Here is a 20,051-nt window from a genome sequence, read left to right as displayed (position 1 = left end):
GTGAGCGAACCAATCGTAGATGTAAAAGGCATCACCAAAATTTATCGGAATGGCCGTGGGCTTCATGATGTCAGCTTTGAAGTAGAGAAGGGAGATGTATACGGGTTATGCGGTCCGAATGGCGCCGGAAAGACGACTCTCCTCAAAATGCTTGTCGGGCTGATCTTTCCGGATCGCGGGAGTATCCGACTGTTCGGCCACGCAATCACGGATCATTTCGAAAAGGCAATGGAGCAAGTCAGCTGCATGTTTGAATCAATGGCAGCTTATCCCTATCTGACTGCCTGCGAAAATCTTAAGCTTGCAGCCAGATTTTATCCTGAACTTCCGAAAAACAGGAGCGCTGAGGTGTTGGAGTGGGTCGGGCTGGAACCTTATCGGCATGAGAAGGTTGCTGATTTTTCGCTGGGCATGAAGAGGAGGCTGGCGCTGGCTGCAGCCCTGCTATCGGATCCGAAGCTGGTCATTCTCGATGAACCGACAAACGGCTTGGATATCGAAGGCACCCTTCAGATGCGCCAGCTCATCACGCGTTTGGCGCGGGAAAGCGGGACGGCATTCCTCATTTCCAGTCACATGATCGGCGAAATGGAAAAGATGTGCAACCGTATCGGAATCCTGTACGGCGGCCGCTTGATTCTGCAAGCAAAGGTGAATGAATGGTCGGGCACAGGGAGGACGCTTGAGCACATGTACATGTCGGAAATCGGGAAAGCACAGGGGGTGTGACACGAAGATGAATCGCTTGTACGCGAATATCCTGAATGAGTCCCATAAGCTGTATGCCCGCAAAATAACGAAGATCACTCTGCTGCTTACCGTAGCGGCTCCTGTATTGGCAGCGTTGCTAGTAACCAGCTTTCAGCGAAATACTGGAATCATCCTGGGTGACGGCAGCCATTTCCTGCTCATGATGCTGGATTTGTTCACATCGTTTCTATTGCCATTCTTTTTGTTCGTCACCATCGCAGACCTGTTTACAGGAGAAGCGGCATCCAATACATTGACAAATGTGCTCGTACGCCCGATTTCCCGAACCAAAATTTTCGCTTCCAAAGTGGCGGTAATCGCACTGTATACTCTGTTTTGTCTAGCGCTCATGTGGCTGGGTTCCACCATAGTCGGCTTCTTTTTCGACAGCGGAAATGTGTTTGACACGTTATTGGCGTCATCAGCCTCGTATTTCCTTGCCTTTTTCCCAATGCTGGCTGTAGGGTTGATCGCTGTATGTTTGGTCATGTGGGTGGATCACAGCGTCAGCGCACTCGCCTTATGCTTGTTAATCTATACAGCTGCTAGGCTGTTGCCGTTTTTCTATCCGCAAGCGGTCTCCTGGACGGCTTTCGATTACACAGATTGGCATGAAATGTGGATCGGGAACGGGGCGACATGGGGCCAGCTGCTGCAAGTTTCCACACTGCTGCTATCGAATTGTATAATTGGTTATACAGCAGGTTGGTACAGGTTTGAGAAAAAACAATTTTAACCGCATGGGAGATCGATCGATGACGATCAGGAAGAAGCTGCTTTTATCCTATATTGGTATGATATTCATTCCGTTGGTCTTGTTTTTTCCGGTAGCCATGCTGCTGATGGGGATGTTCATGAAGGATATCCAAGGGGTGAGCGAGTATAGGGAAGATACCAGCCAAAGATGGGTGCCTGCAATGAAAGAGATGTTTGAAAAACGGGACGAACTGTATGCCGGCATCAAGTACATGGCACGCTACGACCCGATTCGGCTGACAGATACGGCTTTTTTACAAAAAACGGACGCTGAATTCAATTCCGTGCAGACAGGGCTGGTCATGATCAAGCAAGACCGTATCGTCTATGTGTCCCCATTCTTGGAAGGCGTTGATTTGTCCGTGGCGCTTGCATCCGGCCAGGAAGATGCGGGACACCACGGGTTTCAATTCAGGGGCCTTGACAGGAACTTCACGGTAGAGCAGTACAGGTTCACATTCCCGGATCAACAATCGGGTACCATTTATGCATTGTCGGATACCAAATCCCTTTTCGCGTTTTTCAGCAAATTTTTCCCTCTTCTTTTTTTGGCTTTATTGTTGATAATCGGGCTGACCAATGTGCTGCTCACCTATCTCGTCTCTCGCAGCATCATCAAACCGATCTACGCGTTGAAGCAAGCAGCCCTGCAGATTAAGGAAGGGAATCTCGATCATGAGGTGACAGCGCACAAAAAGGATGAGATTGGGGAACTGAGCACCGCCTTTGAAGAAATGCGCTGCCGTTTGAAAGAGTCTATCCATCTTCAGCTTCAGTATGAGGAAAATCGCAAACAACTGCTCTCCAACATCTCACATGATTTGAAGACACCAATTACCGGGATCAAAGGATGTGTGGAAGGCATTCTGGACGGGGTCGCTCACACGAAGGAAAAACAAGCGAAGTATTTGAACATGATCTACAAAAAGGCGAACGACATGGACCGGATGATTGAGGAATTGTTTTTGTATTCCAAGCTCGATATGAAGCGGCTGCCCTTTCATTTTGAAGAGCTTGATATCGTGACGTTTATCAAGGACTATGTGGAAGAAATCCGTCTTGATCCGCAAATGAAGGGAGTCTTCGTCACGTTATCCAGTGAAAACGATGAACCGATTTTGATCTGGGCAGACCGTGAGAAGCTGAATCGGGTGATGATGAATATCGTCGATAACAGTCTGAAGCATATGCGCGGGGAGGTAAGGGAGATCAGGATGGAGCTGGTGGACACGGCACAGGAAATCACGGTGAAAATCGCCGATAACGGATCGGGGATCGAGCCTGAGGCATTGCCGCACATTTTCGAACGTTTTTACCGCGCAGAGCCATCCCGCAGTCCAGCGAATGGCGGAAGCGGATTGGGCTTGGCGATCGTGAAGCACATCATCGACGAACATGGCGGGCGAATATGGGCGGAAAGCGCCGTCGGAAGAGGAACGACCGTTGCGTTTACACTCCCAAAAAGAATGGGGTTGGTGTCATGAAAAAGATCTTGATCATAGAGGATGATGCAGTCATTGCCGAGGTGCAAAAGGATTACCTGGAGGCAAATGGCTTCACAGCAGAGATCGCTGCAAACGGAGACATTGGCCTGCAAAAGGCGCTGCATGAAACGTTTGATTTGATCCTGCTCGATTTGATGCTCCCTCACACGGATGGCTATCAGATATGCAAGCAAGTGCGCCAAGCAAAAAATATCCCCATCCTGATGGTTTCCGCGAAAAAAGAAGAAGTGGACAAAATTCGCGGGCTTGGGATGGGGGCAGATGATTACATTATCAAGCCGTTTAGCGTGGGCGAGCTGGTCGCCAGGGTGAAAGCGCATCTCTCTCGGTACGAGAGGCTGATTGGAAGCGAGGGACGCGCCAAAGATGAAATCAACCTCAGAGGCATACGAATTGATAAGTTATCCCGAAAAGTCACCGTTCAGGAGAAGGAAGTCGTATTTACATCCAAGGAGTATGACCTGCTGCTCTTCCTGATCATGCATCCGAATCGGGTATTCACGAAGGATGAACTGTTTGAAAAAATTTGGGGCTTCGATTCATTGGGTGATATTGCGACCGTGACCGTGCATATCAGCAAGATCCGCGAAAAAATCGAGATCAACCCTTCAAAACCCCAATATATTGAAACCATTTGGGGCGTCGGATACAGGTTTAATCTGTGAAGATGCCCCTGATTTTGTTTTCACGATTCGAGCATCAGCTGATAAAAGCAAACATCCCGCCAAGCATCAAACTTGTACCCCACCTCGCGAAAGCGGCCAGCCAAGAAAAATCCGAATTTTTCATGCAGTCGTACGCTGGCTTCATTGTCTCCTGTAATCCCGCCGATGACGGTATGGTACTGCAGCTCTCTCGCACGATCAAGAATGGCGCTCATCAGTGCATTGCCGATCCCGTGGCCGCGCTTTTCGGAGGAAATATAGATCGAGACCTCCACGGTTTTGCTGTACGCCGGTTTTTCCCGAAAGGAAGACAGGCAGCTGTACCCCACGACTTCCCCTTCCAGCTCCGCGACGATCAGCGGATATTTTCCCCCGTATTTGGCAAACCATACGGCACGCTGCTCCAATGTCTGTTCTTCCAAATCAAAGGTTGCCGTAAGGGTGCGAATGGCTTCATTGTAAATGCTCAAAATGCTGGGCAAGTCTTCTTTGACTGCATCGCGAATCGTGACCATCGTTGTCCATGTCTCCTTTGTTTTCATCGTTTAAGGCTGATTACCGATTTCCTGATAGATTTCCTGCAAGTCACGAAACCCCTGCTGGATGGCCTTCTCCAGATAGATGCCCCACAAGGATGCGGTTGCCAGTGCATCGTGGTAAGCGTCATGCCGCCTGCCGATGGTGATGTGATGCAGCGCGCAGAGCGAATCCAGCGATACATTTCCCAGCGGTCCGGAGGAGAGGCGGATGAGCAGCATCGTATCCAGCAGACGGTGGACAAAACGGGTGCGGCTGGTCTTCCACAGGGTCGTTCGAAAAAATTCACGTTCGTGTCGGGAATGATGAGCCACCAACGGCCGATTGCCGACAAACTGAAAAAATTGCGTCAAGGCTGCTGAAGGCTGCGGCGCCGAAGCCAACGCTTCATCGGTGATGCCCGTCAAGCTTACGATATGGGCAGGAATGCTGCGGGAAGCCTGCACGAGCGTCGAAAAACTTTCGTCCCGCAGCACATGGGAGCCACGCATCGCTACAGCGCCAATCGCGATGATTTCATCGCCCTGCTGTGGATGAAAGCCTGTCGTTTCCAGATCCACGACGACGACTTCCAGCTCGGAAAGCGGGATCTCCGTATTCCGGCTGTTGTCCAAGTCCTTCGCCAAGGAGCGCAAATAAGCGAGATGGTGAGGATCATTGTCCAGCATGGCGGAAGATAAGGAAGGCGGAAGTCGTCTTTCCCTGGTCATTTCCCATAGTCGATAAAATGGATTCCACCGATTCATTTACACCGCTCCTTTTGCGAAGGAGGCAGTCATTTTATGCAAGTCGAGCGCTTGCTTCATCGCTTGCTTCAATGCAGATACCTCATTCTTGGAAAGGTTACTGATGCTGACGTAGCAGCTGCTCTCAAATAAATCCTCCTGCCAATGGGTAGCCGCCAGCAGCCGGAAGTAGACGGCTTGTTGAAAATGCTGGAAGACTTCTTCACAGAGCTCTTTGTTCCATATCCCTTGTTGCCGCAGCGCATCGAGTCGGTCGAGGGAATGGGTCGCAGAAATCCCCTGGGCAAGGGACCATAAGCGAATGCAATTGACAAAAGGCAGGTACAAACCATTTTTGATATGGATGGCGCCCTGGTATTGACCATTTACCTCGGTCACGATGCGGCCAAAAAAACCGAGGGGGACGCGGTGATGCAAGGTATTGCTGACACAGCGGCTGATCAGCGAAGGATGTTCGACAAACAGCTGAAGATAGCTAGCCCGCCAACTGGCAAACAGAGCCGGATCGCCGATGATCATCCGCGCATCCCCCGCCAGCAGCAGGTAGCGGATATTTTCCCAGGTAGGCTGCGAGTGCCACTCGGCAAACATCTCGCGCCACCCTTCCAGCGGACGATTCCACCGCTCATTCGAGCACAGGACGTTTCCGATGCAGGGGGGATAGCCGACTTCACTTAATCGCCGAACCGCCAGCTGCCCCAAGCGCGCAAAATATCCAACGATCTGGAGTTCTCCCTGTTCATCCGCTTGTGCAGGAATTTCATAGAGCAGCCCATTGTCCTGATCGCTAAAAAGCGTTTGCTCCCGCCTGCCGCCACTGCCGAAGAGCAGAAAGGCAAAAGGCGCAGGAGGAAGACCGTAGCCCGATGCGTTCATTTCCTCGATGCAAAGCTCGAGACAACGACGGATAAACAGGTCATGTGCATCATTGAGCTGATCGGAAAATCCTGGAAACGCAAAAGAAGCAGCCAGCACCGGGAGATCAAAAGATTCCCGGTGCAAGATGGCCAGCTCTTGAATCGTAAGGACCTGACTGATGATCTGCTCGCGATTATGAGACGGAATGAGAGGAGATTGCAGAGGCCCCACCGCCTTCATAATGACCTTTTTTGCTATCGTGCAAAAGCTCTGGATAGCCGTAACCGCCATGTTCGCTGATGTCGAGCCCGACAACTTCCTCTTCTTCTGTTACACGCAGCCCCATCACCGCTTTCATGATGCCCAAGACGATGAAGGAAACCGCCAACACGTAGACGATGGTTCCGGCGAGGCCGAGCGCTTGGACGCCGAGCTGGTGAAGCCCGCCGCCGTAGAACAGGCCAGGAGAACCAACCGCGACTTTTTCAACCAGTTCGGGTGTAGCGAAAAGTCCGGTCGATAGCGTGCCCCAGATACCAGCAATTCCGTGAACGGAGAAAGCAAATACCGGATCATCAATGCCGCGGCGATCGAAGTAGATCGACGTATAGAAAGTAAGGATACCTGACACCGCACCGATCACAACAGCAGCCCAAGGATCCACATAAGCGCAGGAAGCCGTAATCGCGACGAGTGCAGCCAATACGCCATTCAGCATGCTTGGGATGTCGGCTTTGCCCATGACGATCCAGGAGATAGCCAGGGCAGCAACCGCCCCTGCAGCAGCAGCCAGATTGGTAGTCAAAGCGACATAGCCGAAGAAGCCAGAAGTGGAGCCGAGCGTAGAGCCGGCATTGAAACCGAACCAGCCAATCCACAGGATGATCACGCCGAGCACCGTGTACACTTGGTTGTGCCCGGGGATCAGGTTGGACGTGCCGTTTTTATTGTACTTCCCGATGCGAGGCTTGAGCAGGATAGTCGCTGCGAGCGCCGCGAGGGCACCTTGCAAGTGAACGACGGTAGATCCAGCGAAGTCTTGCATGCCGAGCGCCGCTAACCAACCGCCGCCCCATACCCAGTGTCCGACAACCGGATAGATCAAGATGGTGAACAGCACGCTGAAGACGAAATAGACAGAGAGCTTCGCGCGTTCCGCAAATCCACCCCAAGCGATCGCCAGCGAGACACCGACAAAGCCCAACTGGAAGAGAAACTTGATGCCAACCGGAATGGTGGAAAAGGAGAGCGAAGAGAATGCGGCTGCAGCCTGTTCCTCAGTGCCATCAAAGAAAAATCCGGATAAACCGATGAATGAGTTCCCATCACCAAACGTAAGACCAAAGCCAAGCGCCCAGAAGGCAAGTGAGCAAATCCCAAATGTAAGGACGGTTTTTCCAGCGACGTGCCCCGCATTTTTCATCCGGGTCGAACCGGTCTCCAGCAAGGCAAATCCTGCCTGCATGAAGATCACCAAAATAGCTGACACCATCACCCAGGTGGCATCGATCGCTGTTGCAAGTTGCGAAATCTCTGGATTCATTTCTCCACACTCCCTTTTTGTGTAATGTTTTCTGACATGAAGTTATGATTTATGTAAGATTATATGACGTGAAAATACACGTGGCAAGAAAAAATTTGAATTTGTCTGTAAATTTTTTTCTTGATGTCGAAAAACGTCCGCTTGTAAAAATATTGGCGGAAAAGGTAAAATGAGGAATGTAATATATTTACAGATTCTTGAGATAAGAAAGGATGGGTAAAATGAAGCAACTGTGGAAAGTGTTGCTGGTGCTGACCATGCTGTTTTCTCTGGCAGGGACAGCATGGGCGGCAGCTCCGGCGGATCCTGAATCAATTGAGGTGGAGTTCAAATCGGTAAAAGACAGCTACAGTGTCGGGGAAAAAATTAAACTGACTGTGGAAACGACAGTCGGGGGAACGTTCAAGGACATTAAGCTGCAGGTATTGCCGATCGTGGGCGGAGATGAAGATGACGAGATCAAAAACATCAAGACAACAGGATCCAAATCCAAATACACGACAACCGGTTACATCACGCCATCGAAATCAGGGCTGTACATGATTGCAGCGACAGCATCCATGACATCTGGCAGCAAGGTGATTGAAGCCGAAGCAAGCGCGGTTCTCGATGTCAAGGATCCTAAGAAAATCACGCTGGCAGTAACTCCGGGGGATGCAGAAATTCAGCTGGGCCAGGAAATTCCTGTGCTGATCACTTACAGCTCCAAATATTCCACCAAGTTTACATACAGCGAGAAAGTGACAGAGCTTGCCTCCAAAAAGGTAAATGGCGTGTATAAAAAAGTCGTTCTCTTCAAGCCAGATGAAAAAGGTACACATTCCTTAAAGGTAACGGCAGAAAGCAAGTACGATAAGGTAAGCGAGACAATCGAGGTTGAAGTAAAATAAGAAAAAAGCCTACATCGATAAAGATGTAGGCTTTTCTGTGTATGCTTTTGCTTGTTTTTCCTTCCGATTCTGCAGCAGTCCTACTACGACCGTAGCCAGCAGGAATAATCCGCTGATGAAAAAGAGCGTGCCGACCGGCAAACGGCCCAACCAGATGGCCCCGAGGCTACTGGACAGGACACTGAAAAAGGTGAAGGTCAGCATATTCAAGGCGAATACTTTTCCGGTATTTTGATCCTGCACGACGGTCTGGATGGCTGTTAACTGAGGAATTCCGATCAATGGTCCGCCGATGCCGGCCAAGCAGGCAGAGGCATAGGCGAGATAAGGAACTTCCTGTCCAAACGACATGGTGATAAAACCGATGCTTTGAAACAGCCAGCCGATCAGCATGACTAGCAGATGATTCGAATGCGTGAAGCGAGCCATGTAAAGGCTGCCCAGCAGATTGCCGGCACCGTAGAAACCGACCAAAATCCCGAGCATGCCGGCATCCCCGTCTCCCATTTGATCCGCCATGACAGGAAAGCCGACACTCCAGCATACCTGCCAGACGAGGAAGCCGATGTTGCCGAAAAGCAGGATATGCAAGAGGGAACGATTGTAAAGCACTTCTTTGACTGCAGAACCAATATCGCGAGAGTACTGCCGGAGTGTCAACGGCTCATGAGCAAGACTTGCCTCATTTCCCAGCGAGCCTCTGATCGTATAGACAAAGAAAGCCGAGAGCAAATACATACAGGCATTGACGAAAAAGAGGGATGCGATCGGTACATTGGCAGCCAATACCCCGATGCTCATCGGAGCCAGGATGCGTATCGTGCGGAAGGTCGTATCCAAGATGGCATTGGCGCGGCCGAGCGATTCGGCGGGAAGCGATGCTTTCAAGGCAACCGTTTTCGCGGGATAAAAGAGCGTGGAGAAGATCCCGAGCAAAAACTGCGCCAGCAGGAATAGACCGATATGGTGGACGCCTGCCAGCACCAAAAAACCGACACAGGCGGCTATCACCAGGCGGGCAAGGTCCGCCGTAACCATCAAGGTGCGCGAGCTGAAGCGATCGGCCAGCACCCCGCCAATCAGGTAAAAGAGAAACCCGGCCACCATCTCCGGGATCGGGATCAGACTGAGGGTTGCCCCGGATTTTGTCTGCTGCAGCAAATACCAGAGCAAGGCGATGCTGTAAAATTGATCGCCGATATTCGCCGTGACTTGAGCGAGCCAAAGGCGTAGAAACGAACGGTTTTTCCATATGGATGTGGGCATCACGAACCGCAACTCCTTTAGCCGATTCCTGAATCGTAAAAAGATTCAATCAAATATTTTTTATTAGGATATCAGGAAAAGGTAGGCAAGTAAAGGGGAACGCTTATGGTTCTGCTCGGACAGCAGCCTGCCGGATTTTTCCTGCAAGCAAACATGACGAAATAAGTAAACAAAGGGCTGCAAAAATTCCTGGCAGGAAAAAATCATACGCCTCGTAAAGGAAACCAGACGCGATCGAGCCTACAACGTTTCCTGCATACATGGTGGCATTCGCCAGACTTGCCGACGTGCCACGTTCGGAAACGGTCAGGGACTGCAAGTAGCCCATCAGAGTAGGGACCAGCACCCCGCCAAAAAAGTAAAGGAGAATCAGCATGATCATGACTGCGTTTAAAGAAAAAAATGGCAGTAAGACAAAGGTAGCGGCGGCTCCGCAAAGCATGAATCCTACTACTTTTGGACGCCCCCATCTCTCCAGCAGCCATCCGCTGGTGATGCTCCCTGTTAAGTTACCAACACCAACAAGAAGCATGATCGTGCCAATCATAAGCTGAGCGACATGAAAATGATCGGAAAGCCAGTTGGGCACAAATGCAAACACGGCATAAAAACCGGTGAAGACAATGAAGTAAACAAGAAATGCCCGTCTGGTAACGGCGGAGGCCAGCAATCGGGTATAGCGTCCGAACAGAGAAGGTCGATTTCCATCATAACTGGCTGGCTTTAGCTCCGGCAATGCCATATGGATGATCAAAGCAAGAAGCAGGGCACATGCACCAATCATATAAAACGGGAATGACCAATGTACAGTCGCTAACCAGTTGCCGAGAGGAACGCCTAAGACCTGGGATAGGGATAATCCTCCCATGACCATGCCCATTACCTTTGCCACCCGCTCTGCAGGAAACAATGCCGGGATCAGCGCCCATATTTGCGGACTGGTGAATGCGGCACTAACCCCTGCGAGAAAACGAAAAACAAATAGCGCAGTAAAATTGTCGGCGAATCCGCAAAGGGTCGTTGAAACAGCAAAAAATACCAGCCCCCAAGTCATCACTTTTTTCCGATTCCAGTTGTCAGACAAGGGACCAGCGATCAGCGCAAAAAGAGCATACCCCAAGGCATAAGCGCTGACAAGCCATCCGGACATGGCGGCACTAATCCCGTACTCAGAACGCAGAAGGGGCAGCAAGGGTGCCACGATAAACGTATCGGTACCAATAACAAAAGCGACCAAAAATAAGGGAATGATCATGTTTCTCATGCAAAGAACACCTCGAAGTTACGATTTATATTTAATAGTTAAATAACAATTGAACTAAAAACCGAAAAAAGAGATACCGCCTACAGGGTATCCAGAAAACCGGGCAAATACTGTTCAAAAGTTTCTTTTTGCAAGGTAACTAAGCGGTTTTGCGCCTCCTTTCTTACCTTGATCAGTCCTGCCTCCCGCAGCGTGCGGAAATGGTAGGAAGCATTTGATTTGGATGATAAATCTTCCGGGCATGCTTCCCCGCAGGCCAGCTCTTTTCCCGTTTCGTACAACTTCTTGATGATCTGCAGTCTTGTTTCATCGGCAAGTGCCTTAAAAATCTTGACGCGGACTTCGTTTGCGTGTACTTGTTCAATAGTCATATAACCATTATTAGCAAGAATTTATTTTATTGACAAGTTATTTCTTTGTAAACGACGCGATCCGCAAAGATGCATTCTTTCTTTTGCGGGGTCTGATATTTGCCAACCACTTGCCTGTACCGATATAGTCACAGTGGATTTCGTCGTGATCGTCATCTTCGAGCAGGTAGGACATACGATAATGGCTTGTCAACCAACGAGGGTGATCCGTTGGCCCGTCCGAGCGGGGATGGGGAAAAAAAGACATCCGATTCTCTCCTTGCTAGTACAGCTTTCTTTTCTAGCGTGGACATCATGCTATGATTCTAAACGGTCCACCTGGCTTTTAACCGCATAATAAAACAGCGAGACCGTATCTTGCACGGCTTCGCTGTTTTGCAGTAACAGCAATGTCTTACGGATTCTTTTGGGATTTGCTTTTCTGCGGGCGTGAGTTCCCCTGGTTGTCCTCCGTGTGCAGATCGTCTGCGACGGTACTGCTGGTAAGGCCTGCTACCGCAAGGCCGATTTGATTTGCATTCCGTTGGCTTTTGAATTTACCCATGTTCGCTGCCCCCCTTTTCTCATGCCTATCAGTAGTCTGGCTTTGCATTTTCGCGTATAATCATCCAGATATCGGTATGGCAGGAATGGATGCAAAGACTTGGTGGCGGGAGGTATTTGAATGGATGTCCGAGTGATGATTGTAGAAGGAAAAACCGATCGCGAGCGGCTGCGCAGTGTGCTGGATGAACCGGTCACCATCCTGTGTACCTATGGAACCTTCAGCGCAGAGCGGGCAGAGGAGCTCAGGGAAGAAATCGACCCTGAAGCGGATTTGTACATTTTTACGGATGAGGATGACAGTGGAAAAAAGCTGCGCAAACTGCTGCGGGAGGAATTTCCTGACGCGATTCATTTACATACGCGCAAAGAGTTTGCAGAGGTAGCAGATACGCCGCTTGATGTGCTGGCGGAAATACTGGAGCGTGCAGGGTTTCTCATCAAGTCCACAAGTAATTGGGAGTAGCATAAGTTTCACCCCGGTTGGCAATACCAAAGCTAGCAGTGCATTAACAACCGGGAGTGATTGAACAAGTGGATAATGTATTCCGTTTTCTCAGACGGATGAATGTACTCGCTTGGGTGCTGGGCTTGTTTGTCGCACACGCCCTGTTTTATTTGCTGATAGGCACAGATAATTGGCTGACTGCTGCCTTGCTTGCAGCTGCGGTATACGGAGTCCTGTTGATGGTGTTAAGAATGGTGGCAAGACGTGGCGTTGCCGATAAGGAGGAGATGCGTTGATGAAAAAGCTGCTTGTTTGCATGGCGATGCTCTGTCTTTGCTTATCCGCCTTTTCGGTACCTTCTGTAGATGCCCAAACCCCTGAAACGGATGTGTATATCGTCCAGCCGGGGGACAGCTTGTGGAAAATCGCTCAGAGATACCAAGTAGGCTTGTCCGAGATCATTCAGGCCAACCCACAGTTTCGGAATCCCGCATTGATTTATCCGGGCAACAAAGTAACGATTCCATTGGTCCCTAGGCAGGTCCTGTCCATTGAGGAGCAAGTGATCCAGATGGTGAATGCAGAACGGGCAAAAGCAGGCTTGCGACCCCTCGCGAACAACTGGCAATTGTCTCGGGTTGCACGGATCAAATCGCAGGATATGCGGGACCGTCGCTACTTTTCCCATATATCGCCCACCTATGGCTCCCCGTTTGACATGATGCGAGCCTTCAATATTTCTTATCACGCTGCGGGTGAAAACATTGCCGCTGGCCAACGGACTGCCGCTCAGGTGATGCAAGGCTGGATGAATAGTCCGGGGCATCGTCAAAACATACTCAATCCGCAGTATACGCAAATCGGTGTAGGCTATGTAGAAGGCGGAGCATACGGCGTGTATTGGACGCAAATGTTCATCCGGCCATAAAAAAGAGAAAAAGCGCTTTGACGAGGCTTGCTCGAAAAAAGCGCTTTTTCCTCAATTTTTTCCAATGGTACAACATGGCTGCGGGGTGGTAGTGGTGCTTCCGCTACTATGGTGAGGTGAACATGTTCCAAAACTCCGCTTCATTCTTCGGCCCGCTGTAAGTAGAGTCTGTCCGCTCCACAGCAAATCGCAGGGGTGTGCAAAAAGTGGCATGGCTTCGCAGCTTAGCCAAGTTTGCCCCCCTTTTTCCTGCGATTTACTGTGGAGCTAGGTCGGGCTTCGCAGGCGCTCCGTTTTGGAACACGCTCACCTTAGTAGCAGATGCTAATTGAATGGAGGGCCAACCGCTCATTGAGGAAGGGAAGACCGGGTCGGGCGGAGTTTTTGTCACACCGACCGAGGTGGAGCTTGCAAAAACGGGACACGCTTGTTACGCAACCCCTGCGGGTGAATAAGCTTCTTTGAACCCTTTTGCGCAACGTCCCGTTTTTGCGAGCGGAACCGGGCGGTCTCCTCTTCTAAGCGGGTGTGGCAAGTATGGAGCCCCGCCCGGTCTTCCCTTCCCCCACCACAATGTTTGCACAAACCCTTACATTACATCCGCCAATAGCCAAAAAACTGCATTCCGAGGATGATGATACCAAGCAACCAGACATAGACCGCAAAGCCCTTCATGGAGCCAGTGCTGATAATCTTCAGCATCCAGCGTATCGCGAAATATCCGGCAATCGCGGCGAACATCGTGCCGATCAGCATGGGGATGAGGGCGATGCTTTCGACAGGACCTTCCACCAGCTTTTTCGTTTGCAGGACGACTCCGCCCAGGATTGCAGGCAGCGATAGCAGGAAAGAAAAGCGTGCCGCCTCTCCCCGTTCGATGCCGCGCATGAGCGCTCCAGCGATGGTCAGGCCGGAGCGGGAGATCGCAGGCAGTATCGCAGCGCCTTGCAGCGTCCCGATGATCAGCGCGTCCGTGTAATTGATTTGTTCAAAGCTGCGTTTTCCTTTAGGCATTGACTCGACTGCCCAGATAATGAGTCCTGTCAACAGAAATTCATAGCCGATCGTCACCCCGGTCTGGGAGATTTCCTCAAAAAAATCCTCGAAGGTAAGACCGATGATTGCAGTAGGAATCGTACCGACGACCAGCAGGCGTGCCAGCTTGCCAAAAGGATTGCGTAAGAGCTGCCGGATTTCCGGCCAAAAGACGATGATCACCGCAATCAACGTCCCAAAGTGAAGCATCGTGTCAAACAAGAGCCCCGCCTCTTGCAGGCCAAAGAGCTGTCGGAACAATACGAGGTGGCCGGTGCTGGAAATCGGGAGAAATTCGGTCAAGCCTTGGATGATGCCTAAAATGATGTGTTCGATCAAAACTAGCATGGGTTTTTCGCTCCTTGTTTCAAAAATGGCAGTACGAGACATGCACTTGTGTTATATATGTATGTATTCTCTGGATGGACTTGCCTAAATGAGGAAACCAATTGGTATAATAAAGCTATGGACTGTGAGCTTTTGCAAAAGGATGGCGACAAATGAGAAGACAAATGCGAACCAATCGCAACCAATCGTACAAAACGAACAAAGCAAAGAAGCCTGGGCATTTCAGCCAAGGGCTGTTTCAACCGGGTATGATCGTGACCTTGCTGATTGACAGAAAGGTGGAGTATGGATACTTCCTTAAAGACGAGGGTACCGGTATTTTGTTACACGAAAATGATACGGATGAAACGTTTGAAGTCGGAGACCAAGCGACCGTCTTTTTGTACCTGGATTCCGAAGACCGGCTGACCGCTACGACCCGTATGCCGCATGTGCAGCTGGGCGAATATGGCTGGCTCGAGGTGGTCTCGGTGAACCCCAAGCTGGGGGTGTTTTTGGATAACGGGATCGGCAAAGACCTGCTGATGTTTGTGGACGATCTGCCGACAATGAGAGAGGAATGGCCGCAGCCGGAAGACTACGTGCTTGTGACGATGAAACGGGATAAAAACGGGCGACTGGTGGCCAGACCGGCGAATGAAGAGGCGATCCTGGACATCAGCCAGCCAGCGGAACCGCACATGCGCAATAAATGGGTCGAAGCGACCGTTTACAAAACACTGGGAAATGGCGCCTTGCTCTTCACGGAGAATGAACATATCCTGTTTGTTCACCGCGATGAGATGACGGAGCATCTGCGAATGGGGCAAACCATCAAGGCGCGCATCACCTACGTGCGGGAGGATGGGCGTTTGAATGGCTCCATGCGCGAACGCAAGGAAAAGCAGTTCGGGGATGATGCGGACAGACTGGTCGATTATATGGCTGGTCGCGGAGGGGCGATGCCGTACACCGATGATACGCCACCGGAAACGATCAAGGAGAAATTCGGAATCAGCAAGTCTGCATTTAAGCGTGCCTTGGGCAAGCTGATGAAAGAAAGAAAGATTGAACAGCAGGACGGCTGGACCCATCTGGATAAAGGGGTGCTGGCACGCTACGCGGAAGAACAGGAACGGGAGAATTCGCTGGATACGGAATAAGAAAAAGAGCCTATAGACCATGCCCGAGAGGACGATGTCTATAGGTATTTTTTATTTCATCGATGTTTTTTACGTTAACATAGCAATAATGTAAAACGTTAAAGCAATTAATAGCCTTGGCCAATTCCAGTGAAAGCTGGAAGTTTGGCTATTTTTTTTGCTGCAATTTCCGCCTGATTTCGTAGCAGTACGACGGCAAACGCATGAGATCCGCTCATTCTCTGTCAACGAAGGAAAAATGAAGGCGGAGAATGTAAGATTTTAAAAATTGACTATAATGGCAATTAATTGAAATAATCAAATCATAGTAATATTCCAAAATATAGGAGGTAAAACAAATGAAAAAAAGGGTCAGTTTGTCGTTGTTGGTCGCTTCGGTTGCGTTCAGCGGGATGTTGTCAAACGGTTCCATCATCCAGGCAAAAGCAAGAGACAAGGAGCCGCAGATGCTCATGAGTGAGCAGTACGAGACCCCCACCTTTATCGGAGAAAAGTGGGAAGCGCCAGAGGGATTGAACAAAAAAGAGATTGTGTTTGCTTATCTCGAGGAAAAGAAAGATCTGTTCCAACTGGATGGAGAAGTGAAGGACAAGTTTAAGATTATCGAACAGGAATCCGACAAGAAAACGGATACCTATCATTTCCGCCTCGTTGAAATGTATGAAGGCATTCCGGTATATGGCTCGGATCAGACGATTTCCCTCGATGAGGACGAAAATGTAACGACCTTCTTTGGGCAAGTGATTCCGGATCTGGAAGACAAAAAAATTCCGAAAAAAGCGAAAATCAAGGAAAAAGAAGCGATTGAAGTCGTGGAAAAAGACCTGAAGAAGCGAGTAGGAAAAATCAAGGAGTACGCAATGGAGCCAGAGGCGAAGCTCTATGTCTATCCGCATAAGAACAAATTCTACCTCGCTTACGAGGTGAAAACTTCCTTTGTATCCCCAGAGCCCGGATACTGGCACTACTTTGTCGATGCGACGAATGGAAAGGTGATCGATAAGTTTAATATCATCAAAGAGGCAACCGGGTCGGGGACAGGCGTTTTTGGCGACACGAAAACCTTTGAAACCACCAGCAGCGGTGGCACCTATATTCTCAAAGGGACAAGCCGCGGCAACGGAATCCAGACCTATGACGCAAAAAATCAGCCATACTACTCCACATCGCTGCCAGGCTCCACCATTTCCAGCACGAACAACTATTTCACGGATGGCTCCGCCGTCGATGCCCACAAGTACGCGGAAGTCGTCTACGATTACTTTAAGAACACCCATGGACGCAATTCATATGACAATAACGGAGCCAAAATCGTCTCTTCCGTTCATGTAGGCTCCAATTGGGCCAATGCAGCGTGGATCGGCACGCAAATGGTCTATGGGGATGGAGGCAGCTCCTTTTATCCGCTGGCTGGCGGCCTCGACGTGGTCGCGCATGAGCTTGCTCACGCCGTGACAGAAAGAACCGCCAATCTGACCTATCGCAACGAATCGGGTGCTTTGAACGAGTCGCTGTCTGATATTTTCGGCGCGATGGTCGATCGTGATGACTGGCTGATGGGTGAGGATGTCGTCCGATCCGGAGACGCCCTGCGTTCGTTGGAGGATCCAACAGATTTTGGCGATCCCGACCATTACAGCAAACGCTATACGGGTACGAGCGACAACGGCGGCGTTCACACCAACTCCAGCATCAACAACAAAGCAGCTTACCTGATCGCACAGGGTGGAACCCACTACGGAGTAAAGGTGAACGGCATAGGGCGTGCAGCTACTGAAAAAATTTACTACCGTGCTTTGACTCGTTATCTTACCTCTTCTTCGAATTTTGCAGCAATGAGACAAGCTGCCATACAGGCTGCTACCGATCTGTATGGCGCCTCTTCCGCAGAAGTGACTGCCGTCAAAAATGCGTACACTGCCATCGGTGTAAATTAATCAGCGAACGCCAAAAAAACCCGGAGCCATTGCTCCGGGCTTTCTTTACGCTTAGGAAGCTTGCAATTGTTTTTGAGTGCGAGCTTTGTATAAGGAGAAACCAAAGCCCAACGCCATCAAGACAAAACCGATCAAATCGGTCGTGAAGCCTGGAACGACGCAGCATACGCCTCCTGCAAGAGCAATTATGCGTTCCAACCAGTTCATCTTTGCCATCCAGAACCCGATCAAGCCGGCTCCGACACCAATCATGCCCAGTGTTGACGTAAACATGATCCAAAGCGCTCCGTACCATGTCGTATCAATTAACAAGAGTTGTGGCGAGAGCACGAAGATGTATGGAGCCATGAAGGCTGCGATCGATAATCGTGTCGACTCGACCCCAGTCTGTATCGGCTTTGATTTGGCGATACCAGATGCCGCAAAAGCCGCGAGCGCTACAGGTGGAGTAATATCTGCCACAATACCAAAGTAGAAGGTGAACATATGTGCTGCAATATCTGGTACCCCCATCAGCACCAGAGCAGGCGCTGCGATGGTCGAGGTAATGATGTAGTTCGCAGTGGTTGGTGTTCCCATCCCCAAAATCAGGGAGGCAATCATCGTAAAGAACAGAGCCAGGATCGGTACGCCGCCAGCCATGTCAAGCAGACCGTTTGCCAGCTTCAACCCAATACCTGTCAGTGTAACGGTACCCACGATAATGCCCGCACAAGCGGTAGCTGCAACAACACCAAGGGCGGTACGCGCACCTGCTGCAAACGCGTCCAGAATATCGCGCAATCCCATGCGCGTTTCTTTACGGAATGCCCCTACGATGACACAAGAGATAATCCCAATCACCGCAGATCTTTCTGCAGAGTAGCCCATGCTCAGAACACCAATGATGATAAAGATTGGCAGTAGCAAATAGATCTTTTTCAATACTTCTTTTTTGTCCGGCAGCTCTTCTTGTGTCAGACCGCGAAGACCGAGACGCTTCGCTTCAAAGTGAGTCATGATCCAAATACCTACGAAGAAGAGAATCGCTGGCAAAATTGCTGCTTTGGCAATCTCAAAATACGGTACGCCGATGAACTCGGCCATCAAGAATGCAGCTGCACCCATGATCGGCGGCATGATTTGTCCGCCTGTTGAGGAGGAAGCTTCTACCGCCGCGGCAAATTCCGGACGATAGCCTAACCGCTTCATCATCGGAATGGTAAACGCACCGGATGTCACTACGTTCGCAACGGAGCTTCCGCTAATCGTCCCTTGCAGGGCGCTGGAGAAGACCGCTACCTTTGCAGGGCCGCCGATGCGACGCCCGGCAATCACGAGGGAGAGGTCATTGAAGTAATCGCCTACACCCGTTTTCTCCAGAAAGGCTCCGAAGAGAATAAACAGGAAAATAAACGTGGAAGATACGGCAATCGGGGATCCGAGAATCCCTTCCAATGTAAAGTAGGTATGGCCAATAATACGGGAAACATTGACGCCGCGATGCTCCAAAAATCCTGGCATATACGGACCAAAATACGTGTAGAGCAAGAAGATAATCGCAATGATAGCGATAGGCAGACCAACGACACGTCTGGCTGCTTCCATGACCAGCAAAATGGCCACTCCGCCGACGACCAGATCCAGCGTGGTATAGTTACCGGTCCGCATGACCAAGCCTTCATAATCAAATACCCAGTACAACGAAACGAGAACTGCCAGAATCGACATGATCGTATTGGCAATACCTATTTTGTCGTTATTGCCTTTGGCTCGTCCCGGAAAGAGCAGAAATACGAGCCCCAACCCAAACGCCAAGTGAATAGGACGATGGATTTGCGGTGGTAAGGTAAGAAATAGTGTGCTGACAAGCTGATAGACAGAGAAGAGAACGAGCAACCCGTAGGAGACCCATTTCATGGCACCGGAAAGCTGACGAAAGGCTGATTCCTTATCGTACTTCGCGATGAGTTCCTCCATCTCTTGTTGATTCATATTCTGTTGGCTCATAACCAACCCCCCAACTTTTCCCATGTTGATTGTTTCTCCACCTGGATCGTGACGGCAGAACCGGGTTTATCCAGTGTGCGAAACGGGATTTCTTTGCCTTCAAAGAGCAATGTGTGATTGGCTCGTACCTGGCCGATAAACAGATGCAGCGCAGGAAACAAGCGGTTCATGTTGACGACGCGAAAATCCCCGTCCTCGATCAAGAGTTGTTCCCCCGGTGCAAGCTGGCTTTCCATCCCGATTCCATACTCCTCAAAGGTCATTTGATGCAATTGGATTTGCTCTTGTTTAATCAAATAATATTCAACGATAGGAGTGCGATGTATGGAATGAATAAAACGAATGGCGAATGAGTCGCCGTTCTTAATCGAATGACTCCATACAATCTGCTGGGATCGCGTATCCCGGATGACCAGTGATGTAGAGAGAGGAATCTGTAAAAAGAGGAGAAGCGCTGCTGCAACGACCAAGAAGGAGAAAAGGCGGAACGTAGTCCGCCCTTTTGCTGCTCCTACTATGGATAGCATGAA

22 protein-coding genes are annotated in these 20,051 nt (G+C 50.1%); 10 read left to right on the top strand and 12 right to left on the bottom strand.

From position 1 onward, the window contains the following. Genes EIZ37_RS15880 through EIZ37_RS15865 form a run of 4 tightly spaced genes read left to right on the top strand, consistent with a single transcriptional unit; the run spans position 1 to position 3,676 of the window. Complete coding sequence (locus EIZ37_RS15880; RefSeq protein ID WP_134685742.1) at positions 1 to 729, top strand: ABC transporter ATP-binding protein; 729 nt, start codon at positions 1 to 3, stop codon at positions 727 to 729. A 7-nt stretch (positions 730 to 736) separates the two neighbouring features. Further along, positions 737 to 1,486: an ABC transporter permease gene (locus tag EIZ37_RS15875; protein ID WP_167568927.1), complete on the top strand. Its 750-nt coding sequence runs from the start codon at positions 737 to 739 to the stop codon at positions 1,484 to 1,486. Between the two features lie 19 nt (positions 1,487 to 1,505). Beyond that, a complete protein-coding gene (locus EIZ37_RS15870) occupies positions 1,506 to 2,990 on the top strand; it encodes a sensor histidine kinase (RefSeq protein WP_134685740.1) in 1,485 nt (494 codons plus the stop codon). Further along, positions 2,987 to 3,676, top strand: coding sequence for a response regulator transcription factor (locus EIZ37_RS15865; RefSeq protein WP_134685739.1), 690 nt, complete (start codon positions 2,987 to 2,989; stop codon positions 3,674 to 3,676). Before EIZ37_RS15870 ends, EIZ37_RS15865 begins: the two co-directional genes overlap by 4 nt. A gap of 20 nt (positions 3,677 to 3,696) precedes the next feature. On the opposite strand, the gene EIZ37_RS15860 is transcribed toward EIZ37_RS15865, so the two are convergent. The 4 genes from EIZ37_RS15860 to EIZ37_RS15845 are packed head-to-tail and all read right to left on the bottom strand — an operon-like array spanning position 3,697 to position 7,360. Continuing rightward, on the bottom strand, positions 3,697 to 4,191 hold the full coding sequence (locus EIZ37_RS15860) for a GNAT family N-acetyltransferase (RefSeq protein ID WP_134685738.1): 495 nt from the start codon (positions 4,189 to 4,191) through the stop codon (positions 3,697 to 3,699). A 30-nt stretch (positions 4,192 to 4,221) separates the two neighbouring features. Further along, positions 4,222 to 4,959, bottom strand: a complete 738-nt coding sequence (locus EIZ37_RS15855; protein ID WP_134685737.1) for an exonuclease domain-containing protein — start codon at positions 4,957 to 4,959, stop codon at positions 4,222 to 4,224. Continuing rightward, positions 4,960 to 6,057, bottom strand: a complete 1,098-nt coding sequence (locus tag EIZ37_RS15850; protein ID WP_167568925.1) for a DUF294 nucleotidyltransferase-like domain-containing protein — start codon at positions 6,055 to 6,057, stop codon at positions 4,960 to 4,962. After that, positions 6,011 to 7,360: an ammonium transporter gene (locus tag EIZ37_RS15845; RefSeq protein WP_134685735.1), complete on the bottom strand. Its 1,350-nt coding sequence runs from the start codon at positions 7,358 to 7,360 to the stop codon at positions 6,011 to 6,013. The genes EIZ37_RS15850 and EIZ37_RS15845 overlap by 47 nt, the downstream gene beginning before the upstream one ends. 221 nt (positions 7,361 to 7,581) lie before the next feature. Between EIZ37_RS15845 and EIZ37_RS15840 the strand changes: the two genes are divergently transcribed. After that, positions 7,582 to 8,250 carry a hypothetical protein gene (locus EIZ37_RS15840; protein ID WP_134685734.1) on the top strand — a complete coding sequence of 223 codons (669 nt, stop codon included), beginning with the start codon at positions 7,582 to 7,584 and terminating at the stop codon, positions 8,248 to 8,250. 9 nt (positions 8,251 to 8,259) lie between these two features. Here EIZ37_RS15840 and EIZ37_RS15835 read toward each other — a convergent pair whose 3' ends face one another. The 5 genes from EIZ37_RS15835 to EIZ37_RS26010 all read right to left on the bottom strand — a co-directional run bounded on the left by EIZ37_RS15835 (position 8,260) and on the right by EIZ37_RS26010 (position 11,695). Continuing rightward, positions 8,260 to 9,516, bottom strand: coding sequence for an MFS transporter (locus EIZ37_RS15835; protein WP_134685795.1), 1,257 nt, complete (start codon positions 9,514 to 9,516; stop codon positions 8,260 to 8,262). 103 nt (positions 9,517 to 9,619) lie between these two features. Next, a complete protein-coding gene (locus tag EIZ37_RS15830) occupies positions 9,620 to 10,780 on the bottom strand; it encodes an MFS transporter (RefSeq protein WP_134685733.1) in 1,161 nt (386 codons plus the stop codon). Between the two features lie 80 nt (positions 10,781 to 10,860). Further along, positions 10,861 to 11,151 carry an ArsR/SmtB family transcription factor gene (locus tag EIZ37_RS15825; protein WP_134685732.1) on the bottom strand — a complete coding sequence of 97 codons (291 nt, stop codon included), beginning with the start codon at positions 11,149 to 11,151 and terminating at the stop codon, positions 10,861 to 10,863. Between the two features lie 37 nt (positions 11,152 to 11,188). Beyond that, a complete protein-coding gene (locus tag EIZ37_RS15820) occupies positions 11,189 to 11,398 on the bottom strand; it encodes a hypothetical protein (RefSeq protein WP_134685731.1) in 210 nt (69 codons plus the stop codon). A 147-nt stretch (positions 11,399 to 11,545) separates the two neighbouring features. Then, entirely contained in the window at positions 11,546 to 11,695 is a 150-nt protein-coding gene (locus EIZ37_RS26010) for a hypothetical protein (protein WP_167568923.1), read from the bottom strand. Positions 11,696 to 11,815: 120 nt separating this feature from the next. On the opposite strand from EIZ37_RS26010, the gene EIZ37_RS15815 reads away from it, so the two are divergent. The 3 genes from EIZ37_RS15815 (at position 11,816) to safA (ending at position 13,070) form a co-directional block, all read left to right on the top strand. After that, positions 11,816 to 12,160 carry a toprim domain-containing protein gene (locus EIZ37_RS15815; protein ID WP_134685730.1) on the top strand — a complete coding sequence of 115 codons (345 nt, stop codon included), beginning with the start codon at positions 11,816 to 11,818 and terminating at the stop codon, positions 12,158 to 12,160. 68 nt (positions 12,161 to 12,228) lie between these two features. After that, complete coding sequence (locus EIZ37_RS15810; RefSeq protein ID WP_235828060.1) at positions 12,229 to 12,438, top strand: hypothetical protein; 210 nt, start codon at positions 12,229 to 12,231, stop codon at positions 12,436 to 12,438. Beyond that, positions 12,438 to 13,070 (top strand): SafA/ExsA family spore coat assembly protein, encoded by a 633-nt coding sequence (safA, locus tag EIZ37_RS15805; protein ID WP_134685729.1) that lies wholly within the window; start codon positions 12,438 to 12,440, stop codon positions 13,068 to 13,070. Before EIZ37_RS15810 ends, safA begins: the two co-directional genes overlap by 1 nt. A 594-nt stretch (positions 13,071 to 13,664) precedes the next feature. On the opposite strand, the gene EIZ37_RS15800 is transcribed toward safA, so the two are convergent. Continuing rightward, positions 13,665 to 14,453 (bottom strand): undecaprenyl-diphosphate phosphatase, encoded by a 789-nt coding sequence (locus EIZ37_RS15800; protein WP_134685728.1) that lies wholly within the window; start codon positions 14,451 to 14,453, stop codon positions 13,665 to 13,667. A gap of 152 nt (positions 14,454 to 14,605) precedes the next feature. Here EIZ37_RS15800 and EIZ37_RS15795 point away from each other — a divergent pair, with 152 nt between their 5' ends. Both EIZ37_RS15795 and EIZ37_RS15790 read left to right on the top strand, forming a co-directional pair. After that, complete coding sequence (locus EIZ37_RS15795; RefSeq protein ID WP_235828058.1) at positions 14,606 to 15,595, top strand: CvfB family protein; 990 nt, start codon at positions 14,606 to 14,608, stop codon at positions 15,593 to 15,595. A gap of 338 nt (positions 15,596 to 15,933) precedes the next feature. Then, complete coding sequence (locus EIZ37_RS15790; protein ID WP_134685727.1) at positions 15,934 to 17,532, top strand: M4 family metallopeptidase; 1,599 nt, start codon at positions 15,934 to 15,936, stop codon at positions 17,530 to 17,532. A 51-nt stretch (positions 17,533 to 17,583) separates the two neighbouring features. Here EIZ37_RS15790 and EIZ37_RS15785 read toward each other — a convergent pair whose 3' ends face one another. Both EIZ37_RS15785 and EIZ37_RS15780 read right to left on the bottom strand, forming a co-directional pair. Beyond that, positions 17,584 to 19,521, bottom strand: coding sequence for a TRAP transporter permease (locus tag EIZ37_RS15785; protein ID WP_134685726.1), 1,938 nt, complete (start codon positions 19,519 to 19,521; stop codon positions 17,584 to 17,586). Beyond that, the gene (locus EIZ37_RS15780; protein WP_134685725.1) at positions 19,518 to 20,048 is read right to left on the bottom strand and encodes a DUF1850 domain-containing protein; all 531 of its coding nucleotides are present in this window, start codon (positions 20,046 to 20,048) and stop codon (positions 19,518 to 19,520) included. The genes EIZ37_RS15785 and EIZ37_RS15780 overlap by 4 nt, the downstream gene beginning before the upstream one ends. Between the last annotated feature and the right edge of the window lie 3 nt (positions 20,049 to 20,051).

The organism is Brevibacillus migulae (assembly GCF_004521915.1).
GTDB classification, from domain to species: domain Bacteria; phylum Bacillota; class Bacilli; order Brevibacillales; family Brevibacillaceae; genus Brevibacillus_F; species Brevibacillus_F migulae.
The sequence above is the reverse complement of the archived record's forward strand: the minus strand, read 5'-3'. Positions and strand labels throughout refer to the sequence as shown.

Bases quoted from the DNA above. Each gene is read 5' to 3' on its own strand.
- EIZ37_RS15870 (WP_134685740.1), top strand. From the start codon at position 1,506: ATGACGATCAGGAAGAAGCTGCTTTTATCCTATATTGGTATGATATTC.
- EIZ37_RS15845 (WP_134685735.1), bottom strand. From the start codon at position 7,360: ATGAATCCAGAGATTTCGCAACTTGCAACAGCGATCGATGCCACCTGG.
- EIZ37_RS15830 (WP_134685733.1), bottom strand. From the start codon at position 10,780: ATGAGAAACATGATCATTCCCTTATTTTTGGTCGCTTTTGTTATTGGT.
- EIZ37_RS15860 (WP_134685738.1), bottom strand. From the start codon at position 4,191: ATGGTCACGATTCGCGATGCAGTCAAAGAAGACTTGCCCAGCATTTTG.
- EIZ37_RS15795 (WP_235828058.1), top strand. From the start codon at position 14,606: ATGAGAAGACAAATGCGAACCAATCGCAACCAATCGTACAAAACGAAC.
- EIZ37_RS15790 (WP_134685727.1), top strand. From the start codon at position 15,934: ATGAAAAAAAGGGTCAGTTTGTCGTTGTTGGTCGCTTCGGTTGCGTTC.
- safA (WP_134685729.1), top strand. From the start codon at position 12,438: ATGAAAAAGCTGCTTGTTTGCATGGCGATGCTCTGTCTTTGCTTATCC.
- EIZ37_RS15820 (WP_134685731.1), bottom strand. From the start codon at position 11,398: ATGTCTTTTTTTCCCCATCCCCGCTCGGACGGGCCAACGGATCACCCT.
- EIZ37_RS15865 (WP_134685739.1), top strand. From the start codon at position 2,987: ATGAAAAAGATCTTGATCATAGAGGATGATGCAGTCATTGCCGAGGTG.
- EIZ37_RS15815 (WP_134685730.1), top strand. From the start codon at position 11,816: ATGGATGTCCGAGTGATGATTGTAGAAGGAAAAACCGATCGCGAGCGG.
- EIZ37_RS15785 (WP_134685726.1), bottom strand. From the start codon at position 19,521: ATGAGCCAACAGAATATGAATCAACAAGAGATGGAGGAACTCATCGCG.
- EIZ37_RS15825 (WP_134685732.1), bottom strand. From the start codon at position 11,151: ATGACTATTGAACAAGTACACGCAAACGAAGTCCGCGTCAAGATTTTT.
- EIZ37_RS15835 (WP_134685795.1), bottom strand. From the start codon at position 9,516: ATGCCCACATCCATATGGAAAAACCGTTCGTTTCTACGCCTTTGGCTC.
- EIZ37_RS15840 (WP_134685734.1), top strand. From the start codon at position 7,582: ATGAAGCAACTGTGGAAAGTGTTGCTGGTGCTGACCATGCTGTTTTCT.
- EIZ37_RS15780 (WP_134685725.1), bottom strand. From the start codon at position 20,048: ATGCTATCCATAGTAGGAGCAGCAAAAGGGCGGACTACGTTCCGCCTT.
- EIZ37_RS15855 (WP_134685737.1), bottom strand. From the start codon at position 4,959: ATGAATCGGTGGAATCCATTTTATCGACTATGGGAAATGACCAGGGAA.
- EIZ37_RS15850 (WP_167568925.1), bottom strand. From the start codon at position 6,057: ATGAAGGCGGTGGGGCCTCTGCAATCTCCTCTCATTCCGTCTCATAAT.
- EIZ37_RS15800 (WP_134685728.1), bottom strand. From the start codon at position 14,453: ATGCTAGTTTTGATCGAACACATCATTTTAGGCATCATCCAAGGCTTG.
- EIZ37_RS15875 (WP_167568927.1), top strand. From the start codon at position 737: ATGAATCGCTTGTACGCGAATATCCTGAATGAGTCCCATAAGCTGTAT.
- EIZ37_RS26010 (WP_167568923.1), bottom strand. From the start codon at position 11,695: ATGGGTAAATTCAAAAGCCAACGGAATGCAAATCAAATCGGCCTTGCG.